We start from the raw sequence: 13,920 nt of genomic DNA on the forward strand, positions 1-13,920 counted from the left end.
GCCTCACTTCACCAGCCCCATGATGTGGTCGCCGTAGGCGGCCAGCGCCGCCCGCTTCTCCGCCAGATAATCGTGCTTGTTGTAGGTGCGCTGTAGGCCCGCCTTGGCGTGGCCCAGCACGGCGTCGCGGACTTCCTGATTATAGCCCAGCCGGGCGAGGCGCGTTTCGCAGGTGCGCCGGAAGTCGTGCGGGGTGAAGTGCTCAAGCTCCGCCTCCGGGTCGTCCCGCAGCTTCCGCAGATGCTTGAGGGTAAGCTCCCGCAGCTTGGCGACGGGCTTCTGGCCCAACTCGGACGCCTTCTCGCCGCCGGTGGTGGAAAACAGGTGCGGGTCTTTGCCGTTCCACCGGGGCAGGCCCTCGACAAGCTCCCATGCCGCGCCGACCAGCGGCACAACATGCCCCCGGCGGCTCTTGAAGCGTTCCATCGGGATGGACAGCCACCGCNCCGCCGCCTCGACTTCCGACCAGCGGGCGTCGCTCCAATCCGACTTGCGCTGGCCGGTCAGCAGGATGGTCCGGGCGAGGGTGCCGAAGGGATAGCCCATTTCCTCCGTCGCGGCCCACACCGCCTTGATTTCCTCGTCCGTCAGCGCCCGCTCGCTGGGCTGCAAGGTCAGGTCGCGGCGCTTCATGCCCGCCATTGGCGAAGCCGGGATAAGGGACTTCTCCGCCGCGTAATTCATCAGGCGCGACATCATCTTGCGGACTTCGCGGGCGGTGCCGTGCTTGTCCTGGGCAACAAGATCGTCCAGCAGCTTGTGAATATCGGCCTGCGCCACGTCCACGATGGGGCGGGTGCCCAGAGAGGGCCAGACGTAGTCCTTCAAAATCTGCTCGATCTTCGGCCAGCTTTCGACCTGCTTCTTCGCAAGCTCGATCATGCGCTTCGACACGGCCTCGACGCTGTTGGTGTGGCGCAGCAGGTTGGCGTCCCGCCGCTCCGGGCGGGGGTCGCGCCCGGTGAGGGCCTGCCCGATGATCCGGCTGGCCTCCGCCCGCGCCGCCGCCACGCCGACCATCGGATATTGCCCGATGGTGATGCGCTTCTGCGACCCCTTGAGCGGTCGGCCGGTCGGGCTAACGCCTCGCTCGCCGGGCACCTTGTAGATGACCGACCACGACTTCACGCCCGTTTCGCCGATGCGGAGGACCAACCCCCGCTGCACGGCGTCGCCAATCTCGCGGCGGGTGCCGCGCGGCGCGGACATGCGCGCCACGCCTTCCTCGGTGAATGCCTTTTTCAAACCCTTTGCCATCGCTGCCCTCTCTTGCCGGGGGAGCACCGGGGGAGCAGATTTGCAGGGGCTTCCCCGGAACCGGACGGAACGAACCGTGCCCAGTATTGCCAGCAAAGGCAAGCACTTAGAATGTCATGAAAGTTTCTGGCGGGAACCGGACGGGCCTGCCGAACAAAGCCTTGGTAAGGCTGAGGTCGGGAGTTCAATCCTCCCCGGCAGCACCATTTTCTCCCCGAGAATCTGGAAACTAAACCGGCTTCCCGCCGGCACGCGCATGGTCGCTCGGCGCTCGTGCGGAAGCGCCGGACGGTGAGGTTCCACCGGCCCGGCGCCTTGTCCCTGCCATGCCGGGCGGGCCTTACAGCACCTCGAACAGGCCGGCCGCGCCCATGCCGCCGCCGACGCACATGGTGACGACGACATGCTTCACCCCGCGCCGCTTGCCCTCGATCAGGGCGTGGCCGACCATGCGGGCGCCCGACATGCCATAGGGGTGGCCGATCGAGATCGCGCCGCCGTTCACGTTCATGAGGTCGTTGGGGATGCCCAGCGTGTCGCGGCAGTAGATCACCTGCACGGCGAAGGCCTCGTTCAGCTCCCACAGGCCGATATCGGCCATGCGCAGGTCGAAGCGTTCGAGCAGCTTGGGGATGGCGAAGACGGGGCCGATGCCCATCTCGTCGGGCTTGGTGCCCGCTACCGCCATGCCGACGAAGCGGCCGAGCGGCGCGAGGTTGCGGGCTTCCGCCAGGCCGCGCTCCATCACCACGCAGGCCGATGCGCCGTCGGATAGCTGGCTGGCATTGCCGGCGGTGATGAAGCCCTGCGGGCCGACGACGGGCTGGAGCGAGGCCAGCCCTTCCAGCGTGGTTTCCGGGCGGTTGCCTTCGTCCTTGGCCAGCGTGACCTGCCTTTGCGAAACCTCGCCCGTGGCCTTGTCCGTCACCGTCATCGTCGCGGTGACGGGGATGATCTCCGCATCGAAGCGTCCGGCGGCCTGGGCGGCGGCGGTGCGCTGCTGCGACTGGAGGGCATATTCGTCCTGCGCCGCGCGGCTGATGCCGTAGCGGTTGGCGACGACCTCCGCCGTCTGCAGCATCGGCATGTAGACATCGTCGTGCATGGCGATCAGTTCCGGATCGAAGCCGACGCGCATGTCCTTGGTCTGCACCAGCGAGATGGATTCGACGCCGCCGGCCACGACGACATCCTCCTTGTCGACGATCACCTTGCGCGCGGCGATGGCGACGGCTTCCAGCCCCGAGGCGCATTGCCGGTCCACCGACATGCCGGCGACGGTGACGGGCAGGCCCGCGCGCAGCGCCGCGGTGCGGCCGATGGTGGCCTGCACGCCCTGCTGGAGCGCCGCGCCCATCACCACGTCGTCGACTTCCGCCGGATCGAGCCGGGCGCGCTCCACCGCCGCACGGATCGCGTGCGCGGCCAGCGTGGGGGATGGGGTGGCGTTGAAGGCACCGCGATAGGCACGGCCGATCGGCGTGCGGGCGGTGGAAACGATCACGGCATCACGCATCGGATTATCCTTTCCGTTCCGGCAGGGCTGCGGGTGTCACACGAAGATCTGGGCGATCCATTCGGCGATGAGCGCCGGCTTGTCCTTGCCTTCGATCTCGACGGAAAGCTCAGCCGTCTCCTGGTAGCGGCCCGGCCCCTTCTCCGCGAATTCCAGCAGCTTGAAATGGCCGCGCACGCGCGATCCGGAAGGCACGGGGGTGAGGAAGCGCACCTTGTTGCCGCCGTAGTTGAGGCCCATCTTCAGCCCTTCGATCGTGGGCACGTCGCTCTTTTCCCGCATCACCGGCAGCAGCGAGAGGGTGAGGAAGCCGTGGGCGATGGTGCCGCCAAACGGCGTCTGCTTCGCGCGTTCGGGATCGACGTGGATGAACTGGTGGTCGCCCGTCGCATCGGCGAAGCGATCGATCATCGCCTGGTCGATCAATATCCATTCCGACGAGCCGACCGTCTCGCCGACCTTCGCCTGATAATCCGCCACGCTGATCGTGCCCATCATCCCCTCCATTCTTGTCGGGCGAAGTTTGTGGGCAGTGCTGACGTTAACGTCAAGTGGCGGCGGGCGAGGTGTCGTGTCCGGCCGGTTCGGGATAGGGCATCACCATGCGGCCGTCCGGGGCGGCGGTGAACGTCGTCTGGGTGGGATAGGCGAAATCCACGCCCTCGGCATTGAACTGGGTGAGGATGGCGATCAGCACGCGGTGGTTGGTGGCGAACACCTCCTCATAATCGGTCGATCGGATGTCATATTGCAGCTCGAAATCGAGGCTGGAGGCGCCGAGGCCGACCATGCCGCAGCGCAGGAATTCGGTCTTGGGCTCCGCTTCCACGATCGCGCGGACCTTTGCGGGGATGGATGCCAGCACGTCGGGCGCCGTCTGGTAGATCACGCCGAAGCGGTGGATCATCCGCCGCCGCTTGAGGCGGGTGAAGTTCCGCAGCTCCTTGTTGAGGAGGTTGGCGTTGGAGATGACGATCTCCTCCCCCGTGGCCGAACGGATGCGCGTGGACTTGAGGCCGATCGCCTCCACCGATCCGCTGGTCGTATCGTAGCTGATCCCTTCGCCGCGCTGGAACGGCTTGTCGAACAGGATCGAAAGCGCCGCGAACAGATCCTGGAAGATGCCCTGCGCGGCGAGGCCGATGGCGATGCCGCCGATGCCGAGGCCGGCGATCAGGCCGGTGACGTTGACGCCGAGATTGTCGAGGATGACGATCGCGGCGATCGCGAACACCGCGATGGTGACGAGCAGCCGGATGATCCCCATCGCGCTGCCGAGGCTGCTGGCATTGGCGGCCCCGCCCGCGCGGTGGGCGATCAGGCCCAGGATCAGCACCCGCGCCCACACCGCCACCTGCAATACGGAGGCAACCGTGAAGAAGAAGGCGATCGTGCGGCCGAGATAGACGGGGGCGTCCGCATAGGTGGCCACGAGCTGCGCCGCGACGGCGACCATGAACCACAGCCGCGTCTTTCCGAGCGCCTGGCCGATGATGAACGGCCATTCGTTGCGGTTGGTGTGGTTGCGGCAGAGGCGGAGGCCGAAGCGCTTGAGCGCCACCAGCAGCAGCACGATGATGGCCGCGCCGATTCCCGCCGCGATGATCTGGAGGCCGTGCTGCGTCGTCCAGGCCAGCGAGTCCGTCCACAGCCGATGGATCTGGGCGTCGAAGGGTTCCCCGCCCGCCGGCCAAGGGGCGGTGCTGTTGCTGGCTGTCGTCATCAGGCTGCCTTCGATATGGTTTCGGGCGGATCGGCGAGATTGTCCAAAAAGGCTATCAGGCCGCGTTCCAGTGACGAGAGATATTTCGTGCGGCGTGGCAGCTTCAACCCCGCGAGGGGCGAATCTCCCCGATTTCCCGCCAGTTCGATCAGGGCGGGGTGGACATAGGATTTGCGCGCGATCGCGGGGGTGTTGCCCAGCGCCTCGGCGACGGGCGTCAGCATCGCCTTCAGCGATATGTGGCCGCCGGCCGCGACCAGCGCACCGAAGGCGATGACGCTGGCGCCCCAGGTGCGGAAATGCTTGGCGGTGAAATCGCCGCCGCTCACCCGGCGCAGATAATCGTTCACGTCGCCCGAGGTGACAGGGCAGGGCGTGCCATCGGCGTCGAGATATTGGAACAGATGCTGGCCGGGCAGGTCCTGGCAGCGCCGCACCAGCCGGCTGAGCCGCGCATCCCGGATGGAGAGCCGCCGAAGCTTCCCGGATTTCCCCATATATTCCAAGTGAATGCTGTGGCCGCGCACATTGGCGTGGCGATGGCGCAGGGTGGTGGCGCCGAAGCTGCGATTGGCTTTCGCATAGGCTTCGTTGCCGACGCGGACGCGGCCGAGGTCGAGCAGGCGGACGACGGCCGCGACCACGCGATCCCGGCCCAGCGTGGGCCGGGCGAGATCGCGTTCCACGGCGGCGCGGATCGCGGGAAGCGCGCGGCCGAAATCGGCGCAGCGATCATATTTGGCGGCATCGCGCGCCGCGCGGAAATCGGGGTGATAGCGATATTGCTTGCGCCCCCGTTCGTCCCAGCCGATCGCCTGGATATGGCCGTTCGGCCGGGGGCAGAACCAGGCATCGACATAGGCCGGCGGCAGCGCGATGGCGTTCAGCCGGTCGATTTCCGCCCGCCGGGTGATGCGGCGGCCCCGGGCGTCGAAATAGGCCCATCTGGTCTGCGCTCCATCCGGCCCGATCCGCTGGCGGGTAATGCCGGGGTCGGCATCATCGACATAATGGAGCATAAGCGGCGGGATTCTCCCTGGCGAAGCGCGCCGGTCGAACGCGCGGCTTGCGCGCTTCGTTCCTGCGGGGCATGTCTGGCACAAGGGGGCGTTAAGCATTGCCGTTTACGCGTTTCCCATCAACAGTTCGCAGGCGGACGCGGTGAGCGGATCAAGCTGGATGGCCCGCGCGGGGGCGCGGATCGAAACATGGCCGGTGGCCGGGATGGCGGCATGGATGCTGGCGGGCGCGACGGCGTTCTTCTGCTGGTCGATCCCGGACATGACGGTATGGCTGTGGCTGAAGGGCCTCGGGCTGCCGGCGGGCGCGGATGCCCGCACCGCCTTCATCATTATCCCCGCGCTGGCGACCGGAGCGTCGACCTGGGCGATATTCCGCGGGCTTGACGCGCGCGCCGCGCGCCGCGCCAGGATCGAGGATGAGGGGGACGATCAGGAGGACTGGCTGACCCCGCCGGCCCGCCGGGTCAAGGAGCCACTGATCGTGAAGCCCGAACCCGTGGTGGTGAGGCCGCTGATCCTGGATGCGATAGCCGATTTTCCGGTCGATACGGCCGCGCCGGTGGAAGGGCCGGCGGCGTTCCCGCCCACCCCCTGCTTCCCCCCGCCAGAATCGGATGAACTGCTGCTCGACGAGATGATCGACGACGAGCCGGAGCCCGCGCGATCCGGCATGAACGTGCCGATTGCCGAACTGATGGAAAAGCTTGCGGCCGAAATGGGCACGCTGGCGCCGCCCGCCTTGCGGCCGCGCGATGCGGAAGGCCATCGGCCGCTTCCCCGCCACGGGAATGCGCCCCCGGCGGCAGCGGCCGTGCCCGATGAGGATGCGCTGCGCGCCGCGATCCTGGACCTGCAGAGGCTGGCGGCGCGCCGGGGCTGAAAGGCGGGCGCGGCCTCCGCGCTTCAGGCATCGACGAGGGTGAGAGCCTCGATATCGAGCAGGACGGCGCCGTCGCCGGCGGTGATGCCCGCCAGCAGGATATCGGCGGCGACATGGCCGGCCATGGGCAGATCGGCCTCGGCAAGATCCTCCGTCAGCCCGGGCGGCAGCGGCGCGGCGGTGGCGATCCGCAGCCGGATATCGTGGCGCTGGCCGACGAAGGTGGCGCTCGCCCAGTCGGCCGTCCGATGATCGATCAGTTCCACCGGCCCGATGGGGCCTAGCCATGCCGCCAGCGCGGCGGCGAGCTGCTTCGTTGCGGCCACGGTCATGCGCCGGCCTGTTCCCGGTGCATGGCGATATAGGCCAGCACCCGATCCCGCGTGGCCGCGCGCGGTTCCCGCCCCCGGCGCAGATCGAGCACGAAGCGCGGATCGTTCACCGCCTCGCGCCCGAAGCGCGTCGGGGGCACTCTGTTGCGGCGGAGGTGCCGTTCGATCGTGGACAAGAGGTGCATCGCCATCTCCATCTTCCGTCCCGCGAGTCGCGAGAGATGTTCGCTATATGTTCTCATGGGGAAAATCCTACTTGTCTAGGAATTTTCCTATCTGTAGAGTGCAGGCATGTCCGATGGGGATCCCCGCGCGGTGCTGGATGCGCTCATACGCGAGCGCGGGGAGGATTATACCTCGCTTTCCCGGCTGATCGGCCGCAACCCCGCTTATATTCAGCAGTTCATCAAGCGCGGCGTGCCCCGCAAGCTGGACGAGGAGGATCGCGCGACGCTGGCGCGATATCTGGGCGTGGAGGAGGCGCTGCTCGGCGGGCCGGAACGGCAGCCTGCGCCGCGCATCGCGCCGGCGGCGAAGGGCGCGGCGCGGCGCGATGCCGATTTCGTGGCGGTGCCCCGGCTGGCGGTGCGGGCATCGGCGGGGCCGGGGGCGGTCTCCGCGGAAGGGGAGATCGGCCAGCCCTTCCTGTTCGACGCTGCCTGGCTGCGGGCCGTGGCGACGGCGGGCACGGCGGGCCTCTCGCTGATCCGCGCATCGGGCGATTCCATGCTGCCGACCCTGGCCGATGGCGACGACATATTGGTCGATCGCGGCGACGGGCCGGATCGGCTGCGTGACGGCATCTATGTGCTGCGGATGGGCGAGGTGCTGCTGGTCAAGCGGCTGCTGGTGGACCCGGCCGCGCGGCGGGTGACGATCGCCAGCGACAATCCGGCCTATCCGCCGATCCCCGATTGCGCGCTGGATGATATCGGGGTGGTCGGCCGGGTGATCTGGGGCGGCCGGCGGTTCCGCTGAAGCGGGCTCCGTGGCCGGAAAGCTACTTTCCTCTACCTTGAAGCAGGACCGTCATTCCCGTCGCTCCGGCATCCATGGGGCTGCTCGGGCCGTGCGCGTGATCTGGAGAAATGGTCCGTTAAGCAGGCTCGGAGGCGATGAAGGCCGAAATCGGGCTTCGCATCGCGCGGAAGGACCGCCTTCGCGGAGTGGCGGACAAAGCGCCCAGGGCGCCGTGGCCCTCCACTCAAACGAAAAGGGCGGCCCCCCACAGGCCGCCCCTTTCTCGTCCGGCCCGAGCGAGGGCCGGTATCGCAGTGCCGCGCTTACTTGTTGTGCGTGGCGGCCGCGGCGCGGAGGATATCGAGGATCTTGTCCTGCGCGGCGGGTTCGTCGGTCTGTTCCATCGCCGCCAGCTCGCGGGCGAGGCGGCTGGTGGCCGCTTCGAAGATCTGGCGTTCGGAATAGCTCTGTTCCGGCTGGTCGTCGGCCCGGAATAGATCGCGCACCACCTCGGCGATCGAGACGAGATCGCCCGAATTGATCTTCGCCTCATATTCCTGGGCGCGGCGCGACCACATGGTGCGCTTGATCTTGGGCTTGCCCTTCAGCGTCTGCAGCGCTTCCTGCAGCGTCACGCTGGACGACAGCTTGCGCATGCCGACGGCTTCCGCCTTGTTGGTGGGCACGCGGAGCGTCATCCGCTCCTTCTCGAAACGGAGAACGTAGAGTTCGAGCTTGGCGCCAGCAATCTCCTGGCTCTGAAGTTCGATCACACGACCCACGCCGTGCTTGGGGTACACAACATAATCGCCGACAACGAAGCTCAGCGCCTTGGCAGCCATCAATTTCGACCCTTCCTTGGAATTGTCGCCGCGCCCTGCGCGGTCAGGCCATCCATATGGGTAGCCTTGCCGGCAGCAGCAAGCGACGACGAATCAATGCGTCCCGAACGGTGCGATCAACGTTACTTATGTTACGCACACACCCAACCCGCGAACTGTAACAGATTCGCAGGAAAAAGGCCAGCACCGTGGACAACGGTGTCAGCAGCCTTTTGTTCCAAGGGGTTGCGCGGGGTAAAAAGCCGTCAGCCGGCTATAGCGCTATCAGTCGCCCTGGCCGGGTTCGGGCGAGAAATATTTCTCATACTTGCCTTCCTCGCCCTTATGCTCGTCGGCATCGGCCGGCTGCTCGCCCTTGCGGGTGAGGTTGGGCCACTGGGCGGAGAAGGTGGCGTTGACCTCCAGCCACTTTTCCAGGCCGCTTTCGGTATCGGGAAGGATCGCCTCGGCGGGGCATTCGGGCTCGCACACGCCGCAATCGATGCACTCGTTCGGGTTGATGACGAGCATGTTCTCGCCTTCATAGAAGCAGTCGACCGGGCAAACTTCGACGCAATCCATATACTTGCAGCGGATGCAGGCATCGGTGACGACGTATGTCATGGTCGCTTCTCTCTCCTCGAACGCCGCTCTGCTATGGTGCCACGGCAGGCGCGTCAATATTTGCCTTATTTCTGCGAGACGTTCGCAGGGACGGTGTTGGCGCGGTGCCACGCCGGGTGGGGGCTGCGGGCCGGGGTCTCATGCCTGTCCGTTGAGGTCGGCGTCGCGGTGATCCCCTTCCGGCACGGGCGCCGGCGACAGGTCGGTATAGCAGGCGCGCGCTTCCACGGCGGGGCCGCGGCGGGTCGGGATCATCTCCACCCGGATCACCCTTACCCGTCCGTGCATCGGAAAGGTGAGGACATCGCCCACCCGGACGGCGGTATGCGCCCGTTCCACGATGCGGCCGGTGACGCGCATCCGGCCGGCGGCGACGATATCCTGCGCCAGGCCGCGGGTCCGCGCGAGCCGGATGAACCACAGGAATTTGTCGATCCTGATCGTCTCACTCATGGGGCCGCATGGTGGCGAGCACGGCGAAGGCGTTGCCGGGCCGCGTGCGCTCCGCGCGGCGCGGGCGGCGGGCGCCATGCCATTTCCAATGGGGCCGCGCACCGTCCTCCGCCTCGGTGGGGCGGAAGCCGAGCGCGAGCATGAGCTGGGCGAAACTTGGCGGCCTGAGCCCCAGCGACGTGGCGAGCGCCGGGTCCGGCGCGAAGGCCGCGCGGCCCGATCGGCCCTCGCTCAGCCGCCGGTCGTGGGCGATGCGGGCAAGCCGCTCGGCAAGGTCGATCCGCAGCATCTGCGCGCCGAGCGGGCGATAGCCGGCGCGGGCGAAGGCGGCGAATATCTCGCCGTCCGCCGGCGTCTGCAGCGCCGCCGCGCCGGGGGCGGGAAGCGGCGGCATGACGCCATTGTCGAACGCGGCGGCAAGCGCGAGGCGCCAGCGCATCGGTTCGGGCTTCAGCAGCGCGGGGATGTAGACGTCGAGCGTGCCGAGCTTGATGCCGGCCTTGGCCGCCGCCTGGCGCATGTCGCGATCGATGCCGGCGATCGCGGCTTCCAGCGGCTGGCGGGAGGCGATGCCGCCGGCTTCGGCGAGCGGCGCGTAGAGACCGCGCAGCGCCGGTGGCACATCCCTGTCTCGCGCGGCCGCGCTGATCGTGGCCAGCGGCTTCAGCACGCGATCGACCTCGAACCCGATCCAGCGGGCGAGCCTGTCGCTCACGGCCTTGCGCTCGTCGGGGGCGAGCGCGTCGAGCGCCTTGTAGAGGGTGATGCGCGGGGTGAGGAGGTCGCGGCCGCGCTCCAGCCGGGCGACGATATCGCCGCGCCAGAAGATGGCGACCGGCCGGCCGGCATCGGTATCGAGGCTGAAGGCGGGATCGCCATCGGCGACCAGCGCGCGCGCGCGCCGCGAAAGCTCGCCCCCCAGCCGCCGCTCCGCCGCCGCCATCAGCCGCTTCATGTCGTGATGGCGGGCGAGGTGATCGGCCTTGAAGCGGAATCCCTCCAGCCGGCCGATGGTTTCGCCGTCCACCGCGACCTGTCCGTCCTCGGCGACGGTGACGGGCAGGGCATCCACGCCCCGCGCGCCGAGATCGCGCATCAGCACCGCCGTGCGCCGATCGACGAAGCGCTGGGTGAGCCTCTGGTGAAGCGCATCCGACAGCTTCTCCTCCAGCGCGCGGGTGCGCTCCGCCCATTTGGCGGGATCGTCCAGCCAATCGGCGCGGTGGGCGATATAGGCCCAGGTCCGCGCCGCCGCGATCCGGTCCGACAGCGTTTCGACGTCGCCCTGCACGCTGTCCAGCCGGGCGATCTCCTCGGCGAACCATTGCGAGGGGATATGGCCCATGCCTTCGCTCAGGTGGCGATAGATGCGGGCGACGAGGCGGCTGTGCGGCTCCGCGCCGGTCTTGCGGAAATCGGGCAGGCCGCAGGCGGTCCATAGCCGCTGCACCAGCCGGGTTCCGCGCGTGCGATCGCGCACCCAGTCCTCGTCCGCCAGCCGCTTGAGCACGGCAAGGTCGATCGCCTGGGGGGCCATCCGCAGCACGGCCGCCTGGGGGCGTCTTTCCAGCGAGGCGATGAGGGCATCGACGCTGGAGAAATCGGGCGCGCCCTCCCGCCAGTAGAGATGGTCGAGCGGCGGGAAATGATGCTGCTCGATCGCCTCGACTTCTTCTTCCTCGAAGCCGCCGCGCCCGCCTTCCACCGCCAGCGTGCCGAAGGTGCCGTCGCGCTGGTGGCGGCCAGCCCGCCCGGCGATCTGCGCCATTTCCGAAACGGTGAGCCGCCGGCTGCGCTTGCCGTCGAACTTGCGCAGCGATGCGAAGGCGACATGGGCGACATCCATGTTGAGGCCCATGCCGATCGCGTCGGTGGCGACGAGATAATCGACCTCGCCCGCCTGGAACATCGCCACCTGGGCGTTGCGGGTGCGCGGGCTGAGCGCCCCCATCACCACCGCCGCGCCGCCGCGCAGGCGCCGCAGCATCTCCGCCACGGCATAGACCTCCTCGGCGGAGAAGGCGACGATCGCCGATCGCGGCGGCAGGCGCGAAAGCTTGGCCGGGCCGGCATAAGTGAGGGTGGAGAAGCGGGGACGGTTGATGATCTCCGCATCGGGGATGAGCTGGCGGAGCATCGGCCGCAGCGTTTCCGATCCCAGGATCATCGTTTCGTCTCGGCCCCGTGCGCGCAGCAGCCGATCGGTGAAGACGTGGCCGCGCTCCGGGTCCGCGCCCAGCTGCGCCTCATCCAGCGCGACGAAGGCGAATTCGCGGTCCATCGGCATGGATTCGGCGGTACAGCAGAACCAGCGGGCATGGGGCGGCAGGATCTTCTCCTCTCCGGTGATCAGCGCCACCCGTTCCGCGCCCTTGATCGCGACGACGCGCTCGTAGACCTCGCGCGCCAGCAGCCGCAGCGGGAAGCCGATCATGCCGGACGAGTGGCCGCACATCCGCTCGATCGCGAGATGCGTCTTCCCCGTATTGGTCGGGCCGAGCACGGCGGCGATCGGCGAAGCGGCGAAGCGCGACATGCGCCCAAGATTGTCCGTGGCTTCGACAAACACAAGAGGCGGGCGAACGGGACCGTTTCGTTCCGGGCGTGCGATTCGGCTTGTCGTGGCCGGCCCCCGGCTCGTCGCAAGAAAATCCCCGGATTCCGCCCTTTAATTTGACTTTAACCCCTTTTCGCAAGAGTCCTATGCACCGGCCGCGCGACCATTGTGAACGCGGGCGGGGGTTTCAACAGGATCGGGGGCAGCCAGCCTTGTATCAGCGGGACGAAGCCGGATTCGGCCAGGGCGGAGGCGCCGTGGCGCTGGCGCTGGATGGCGGTCCGCGATCGTCGCTGGGCATTGCCGCTCCCGTCCTTCCCGAACTTGCCGGCTGGCGCGCCGTGATCCACGATCTCGATCTGGTCGTCGATCTGGGCGCGCGCATCGGCAGCCTGCACTGGTTTCGCGGGCTTGCCACGTGCCTTGCGCTCTGCGCCGCGCCGATCGCCTTTTTCCCGAAATTCGCCGCGCTGCCGGCGCCCTCGCCTGCGCCGATGGCGGAGCCGCAATGGCAGGAGGCGCGCGCCATCGCCATCGCGCCGCTGGGCCTGGGCGCGGACACCGGCCGCCGCATGGCGCCGACCGACACCGCCCAGCCGCTGGCCGACACGCCCGAGCGCCCGTCGATCGATCTGGTCGCCACCATCGGCCAGGGCGACGGTTTCGCCCGCGTCCTGGAACGCGCCGGCGTCGCCAAGGCGGAGGCGCAGGCGGTCGCGAAGATGGTGTCCGGCGCAGCTTCGCTCGCCGATATCAAGGCGGGCACGCGGATCGACCTCACCCTCGGCCGCCGCGCCCGCAAATCCGATCCGCGCCCGCTGGATCACCTGCTGTTCCGCGCCCGCTTCGATCTCAAGCTCGGCGTCGAACGGATCAACGGCGCGCTGGCGCTGAAGCGCATCCCGATCGCGGTCGACGATACGCCGCTGCGCATTCAGGGCTTCGCCGGCTCCAGCCTCTATCGCGCGGCCCGGGCGGCGGGCGCGCCGGCCAAGGCGGTCGAAGCCTATATCCGCGCGATCGGCAGCCGCATGTCGGTGGGACGCGACGTCCGCTCCACCGACCGCTTCGACATCATCGTCGAGCATCGCCGCGCCGAAACGGGCGAGGTGGAGGTCGGCAAGCTGCTTTTCGCCGGGCTGGACCAGGGCAAGCGCCAGACGCGGCTGATGCAATGGACGGCCGCCGGCAGCACCCAATGGTATGAAGCGTCCGGCATCGGCGAGCGCAAGGGGCTGATGCGGATGCCCGTGGTCGGGCGGATGACGTCGAGCTTCGGCATGCGCCGGCACCCGCTGCTGGGCTATGGCCGGCTGCACAAGGGCATGGATATCGGCGCGGCCTATGGATCGCCGATCCTCGCCGCGATCGACGGCACCGTCGCCTTCGCCGGCTGGCATGGCGGCCACGGCAATTATGTGAAGCTGAACCACGGCAGCGGCATGGCCACCGGCTATGCGCATATGAGCCGCATCGTCGCCCGGCCGGGACAGCGCGTGGCCCAGGGACAGGTAATCGGCTATGTCGGATCGACCGGCCTGTCGACCGGCCCGCACCTCCATTACGAGGTCTATAAGAACAACGTCGCGGTCAACCCGGCGACGATGAGCTTCACGACCACCTCGCAGCTCGCCGGCGGCGATCTCGCCCGCTTCAAGGCGCAGCTCGGCCGGCTGCTGGCGGTGCGCCCGGCGGGCGCGGACGCGCCGGAGCCGCAGAAGTCGGCGGAAGCCCGGAAACCCGCGACACGCGGCTGAGCGCCCCTCCTTCGTCGA

Annotated in this window: 14 protein-coding genes; 3 read left to right on the forward strand and 11 right to left on the reverse strand. The window is 68.3% G+C overall.

The features are described from left to right. Positions 1-3: 3 nt before the first annotated feature. The 5 genes from BHE75_RS05150 to BHE75_RS05170 all read right to left on the reverse strand — a co-directional run bounded on the left by BHE75_RS05150 (position 4) and on the right by BHE75_RS05170 (position 5,515). A complete protein-coding gene (locus BHE75_RS05150; RefSeq protein WP_084652940.1) occupies positions 4-1,257 on the reverse strand; it encodes a tyrosine-type recombinase/integrase in 1,254 nt (417 codons plus the stop codon). A 340-nt stretch (positions 1,258-1,597) separates the two neighbouring features. Next, positions 1,598-2,773 (reverse strand): acetyl-CoA C-acyltransferase, encoded by a 1,176-nt coding sequence (locus BHE75_RS05155; RefSeq protein WP_070932862.1) that lies wholly within the window; start codon positions 2,771-2,773, stop codon positions 1,598-1,600. Between the two features lie 36 nt (positions 2,774-2,809). Beyond that, positions 2,810-3,268, reverse strand: a complete 459-nt coding sequence (locus BHE75_RS05160) for a MaoC family dehydratase (protein WP_015459594.1) — start codon at positions 3,266-3,268, stop codon at positions 2,810-2,812. A gap of 52 nt (positions 3,269-3,320) precedes the next feature. Beyond that, complete coding sequence (locus tag BHE75_RS05165) at positions 3,321-4,496, reverse strand: mechanosensitive ion channel family protein (protein ID WP_070932864.1); 1,176 nt, start codon at positions 4,494-4,496, stop codon at positions 3,321-3,323. Next, entirely contained in the window at positions 4,496-5,515 is a 1,020-nt protein-coding gene (locus tag BHE75_RS05170; protein ID WP_070932867.1) for a DNA topoisomerase IB, read from the reverse strand. Before BHE75_RS05170 ends, BHE75_RS05165 begins: the two co-directional genes overlap by 1 nt. Before the next feature lie 142 nt (positions 5,516-5,657). On the opposite strand from BHE75_RS05170, the gene BHE75_RS05175 reads away from it, so the two are divergent. Next, the gene (locus BHE75_RS05175) at positions 5,658-6,398 is read left to right on the forward strand and encodes a hypothetical protein (RefSeq protein ID WP_139181648.1); all 741 of its coding nucleotides are present in this window, start codon (positions 5,658-5,660) and stop codon (positions 6,396-6,398) included. A 23-nt stretch (positions 6,399-6,421) separates the two neighbouring features. Here BHE75_RS05175 and BHE75_RS05180 read toward each other — a convergent pair whose 3' ends face one another. Then, positions 6,422-6,730 (reverse strand): hypothetical protein, encoded by a 309-nt coding sequence (locus tag BHE75_RS05180; protein WP_070932872.1) that lies wholly within the window; start codon positions 6,728-6,730, stop codon positions 6,422-6,424. Further along, positions 6,727-6,915, reverse strand: a complete 189-nt coding sequence (locus BHE75_RS05185) for a hypothetical protein (RefSeq protein WP_070935514.1) — start codon at positions 6,913-6,915, stop codon at positions 6,727-6,729. Before BHE75_RS05185 ends, BHE75_RS05180 begins: the two co-directional genes overlap by 4 nt. Positions 6,916-7,021: 106 nt before the next feature. On the opposite strand from BHE75_RS05185, the gene BHE75_RS05190 reads away from it, so the two are divergent. After that, positions 7,022-7,708 (forward strand): S24 family peptidase, encoded by a 687-nt coding sequence (locus BHE75_RS05190; protein WP_070932875.1) that lies wholly within the window; start codon positions 7,022-7,024, stop codon positions 7,706-7,708. A 305-nt stretch (positions 7,709-8,013) separates the two neighbouring features. On the opposite strand, the gene BHE75_RS05195 is transcribed toward BHE75_RS05190, so the two are convergent. The 4 genes from BHE75_RS05195 to BHE75_RS05210 all read right to left on the reverse strand — a co-directional run bounded on the left by BHE75_RS05195 (position 8,014) and on the right by BHE75_RS05210 (position 12,124). Then, positions 8,014-8,532 (reverse strand): CarD family transcriptional regulator, encoded by a 519-nt coding sequence (locus BHE75_RS05195; RefSeq protein ID WP_015459601.1) that lies wholly within the window; start codon positions 8,530-8,532, stop codon positions 8,014-8,016. A gap of 264 nt (positions 8,533-8,796) precedes the next feature. Continuing rightward, a complete protein-coding gene (gene fdxA, locus BHE75_RS05200; RefSeq protein ID WP_015459602.1) occupies positions 8,797-9,135 on the reverse strand; it encodes a ferredoxin FdxA in 339 nt (112 codons plus the stop codon). Between the two features lie 138 nt (positions 9,136-9,273). Beyond that, a complete protein-coding gene (locus BHE75_RS05205; protein ID WP_070932877.1) occupies positions 9,274-9,588 on the reverse strand; it encodes an RNA-binding S4 domain-containing protein in 315 nt (104 codons plus the stop codon). Further along, a complete protein-coding gene (locus tag BHE75_RS05210) occupies positions 9,581-12,124 on the reverse strand; it encodes a helicase-related protein (protein ID WP_070932879.1) in 2,544 nt (847 codons plus the stop codon). Before BHE75_RS05210 ends, BHE75_RS05205 begins: the two co-directional genes overlap by 8 nt. 233 nt (positions 12,125-12,357) lie before the next feature. Between BHE75_RS05210 and BHE75_RS05215 the strand changes: the two genes are divergently transcribed. Beyond that, positions 12,358-13,902, forward strand: coding sequence for a M23 family metallopeptidase (locus BHE75_RS05215; RefSeq protein WP_070932881.1), 1,545 nt, complete (start codon positions 12,358-12,360; stop codon positions 13,900-13,902). Positions 13,903-13,920 lie beyond the last annotated feature (18 nt).

The sequence above is a fragment of the Edaphosphingomonas haloaromaticamans genome, assembly GCF_001853345.1.
Lineage (GTDB): Bacteria > Pseudomonadota > Alphaproteobacteria > Sphingomonadales > Sphingomonadaceae > Sphingomonas_E > Sphingomonas_E fennica.

Bases quoted from the DNA above. Each gene is read 5' to 3' on its own strand.
- BHE75_RS05155 (WP_070932862.1), bottom strand. From the start codon at position 2,773: ATGCGTGATGCCGTGATCGTTTCCACCGCCCGCACGCCGATCGGCCGT.
- BHE75_RS05160 (WP_015459594.1), bottom strand. From the start codon at position 3,268: ATGGGCACGATCAGCGTGGCGGATTATCAGGCGAAGGTCGGCGAGACG.
- BHE75_RS05165 (WP_070932864.1), bottom strand. From the start codon at position 4,496: ATGACGACAGCCAGCAACAGCACCGCCCCTTGGCCGGCGGGCGGGGAA.
- BHE75_RS05170 (WP_070932867.1), bottom strand. From the start codon at position 5,515: ATGCTCCATTATGTCGATGATGCCGACCCCGGCATTACCCGCCAGCGG.
- BHE75_RS05180 (WP_070932872.1), bottom strand. From the start codon at position 6,730: ATGACCGTGGCCGCAACGAAGCAGCTCGCCGCCGCGCTGGCGGCATGG.
- BHE75_RS05185 (WP_070935514.1), bottom strand. From the start codon at position 6,915: ATGCACCTCTTGTCCACGATCGAACGGCACCTCCGCCGCAACAGAGTG.
- BHE75_RS05190 (WP_070932875.1), top strand. From the start codon at position 7,022: ATGTCCGATGGGGATCCCCGCGCGGTGCTGGATGCGCTCATACGCGAG.
- BHE75_RS05195 (WP_015459601.1), bottom strand. From the start codon at position 8,532: ATGGCTGCCAAGGCGCTGAGCTTCGTTGTCGGCGATTATGTTGTGTAC.
- fdxA (WP_015459602.1), bottom strand. From the start codon at position 9,135: ATGACATACGTCGTCACCGATGCCTGCATCCGCTGCAAGTATATGGAT.
- BHE75_RS05205 (WP_070932877.1), bottom strand. From the start codon at position 9,588: ATGAGTGAGACGATCAGGATCGACAAATTCCTGTGGTTCATCCGGCTC.
- BHE75_RS05210 (WP_070932879.1), bottom strand. From the start codon at position 12,124: ATGTCGCGCTTCGCCGCTTCGCCGATCGCCGCCGTGCTCGGCCCGACC.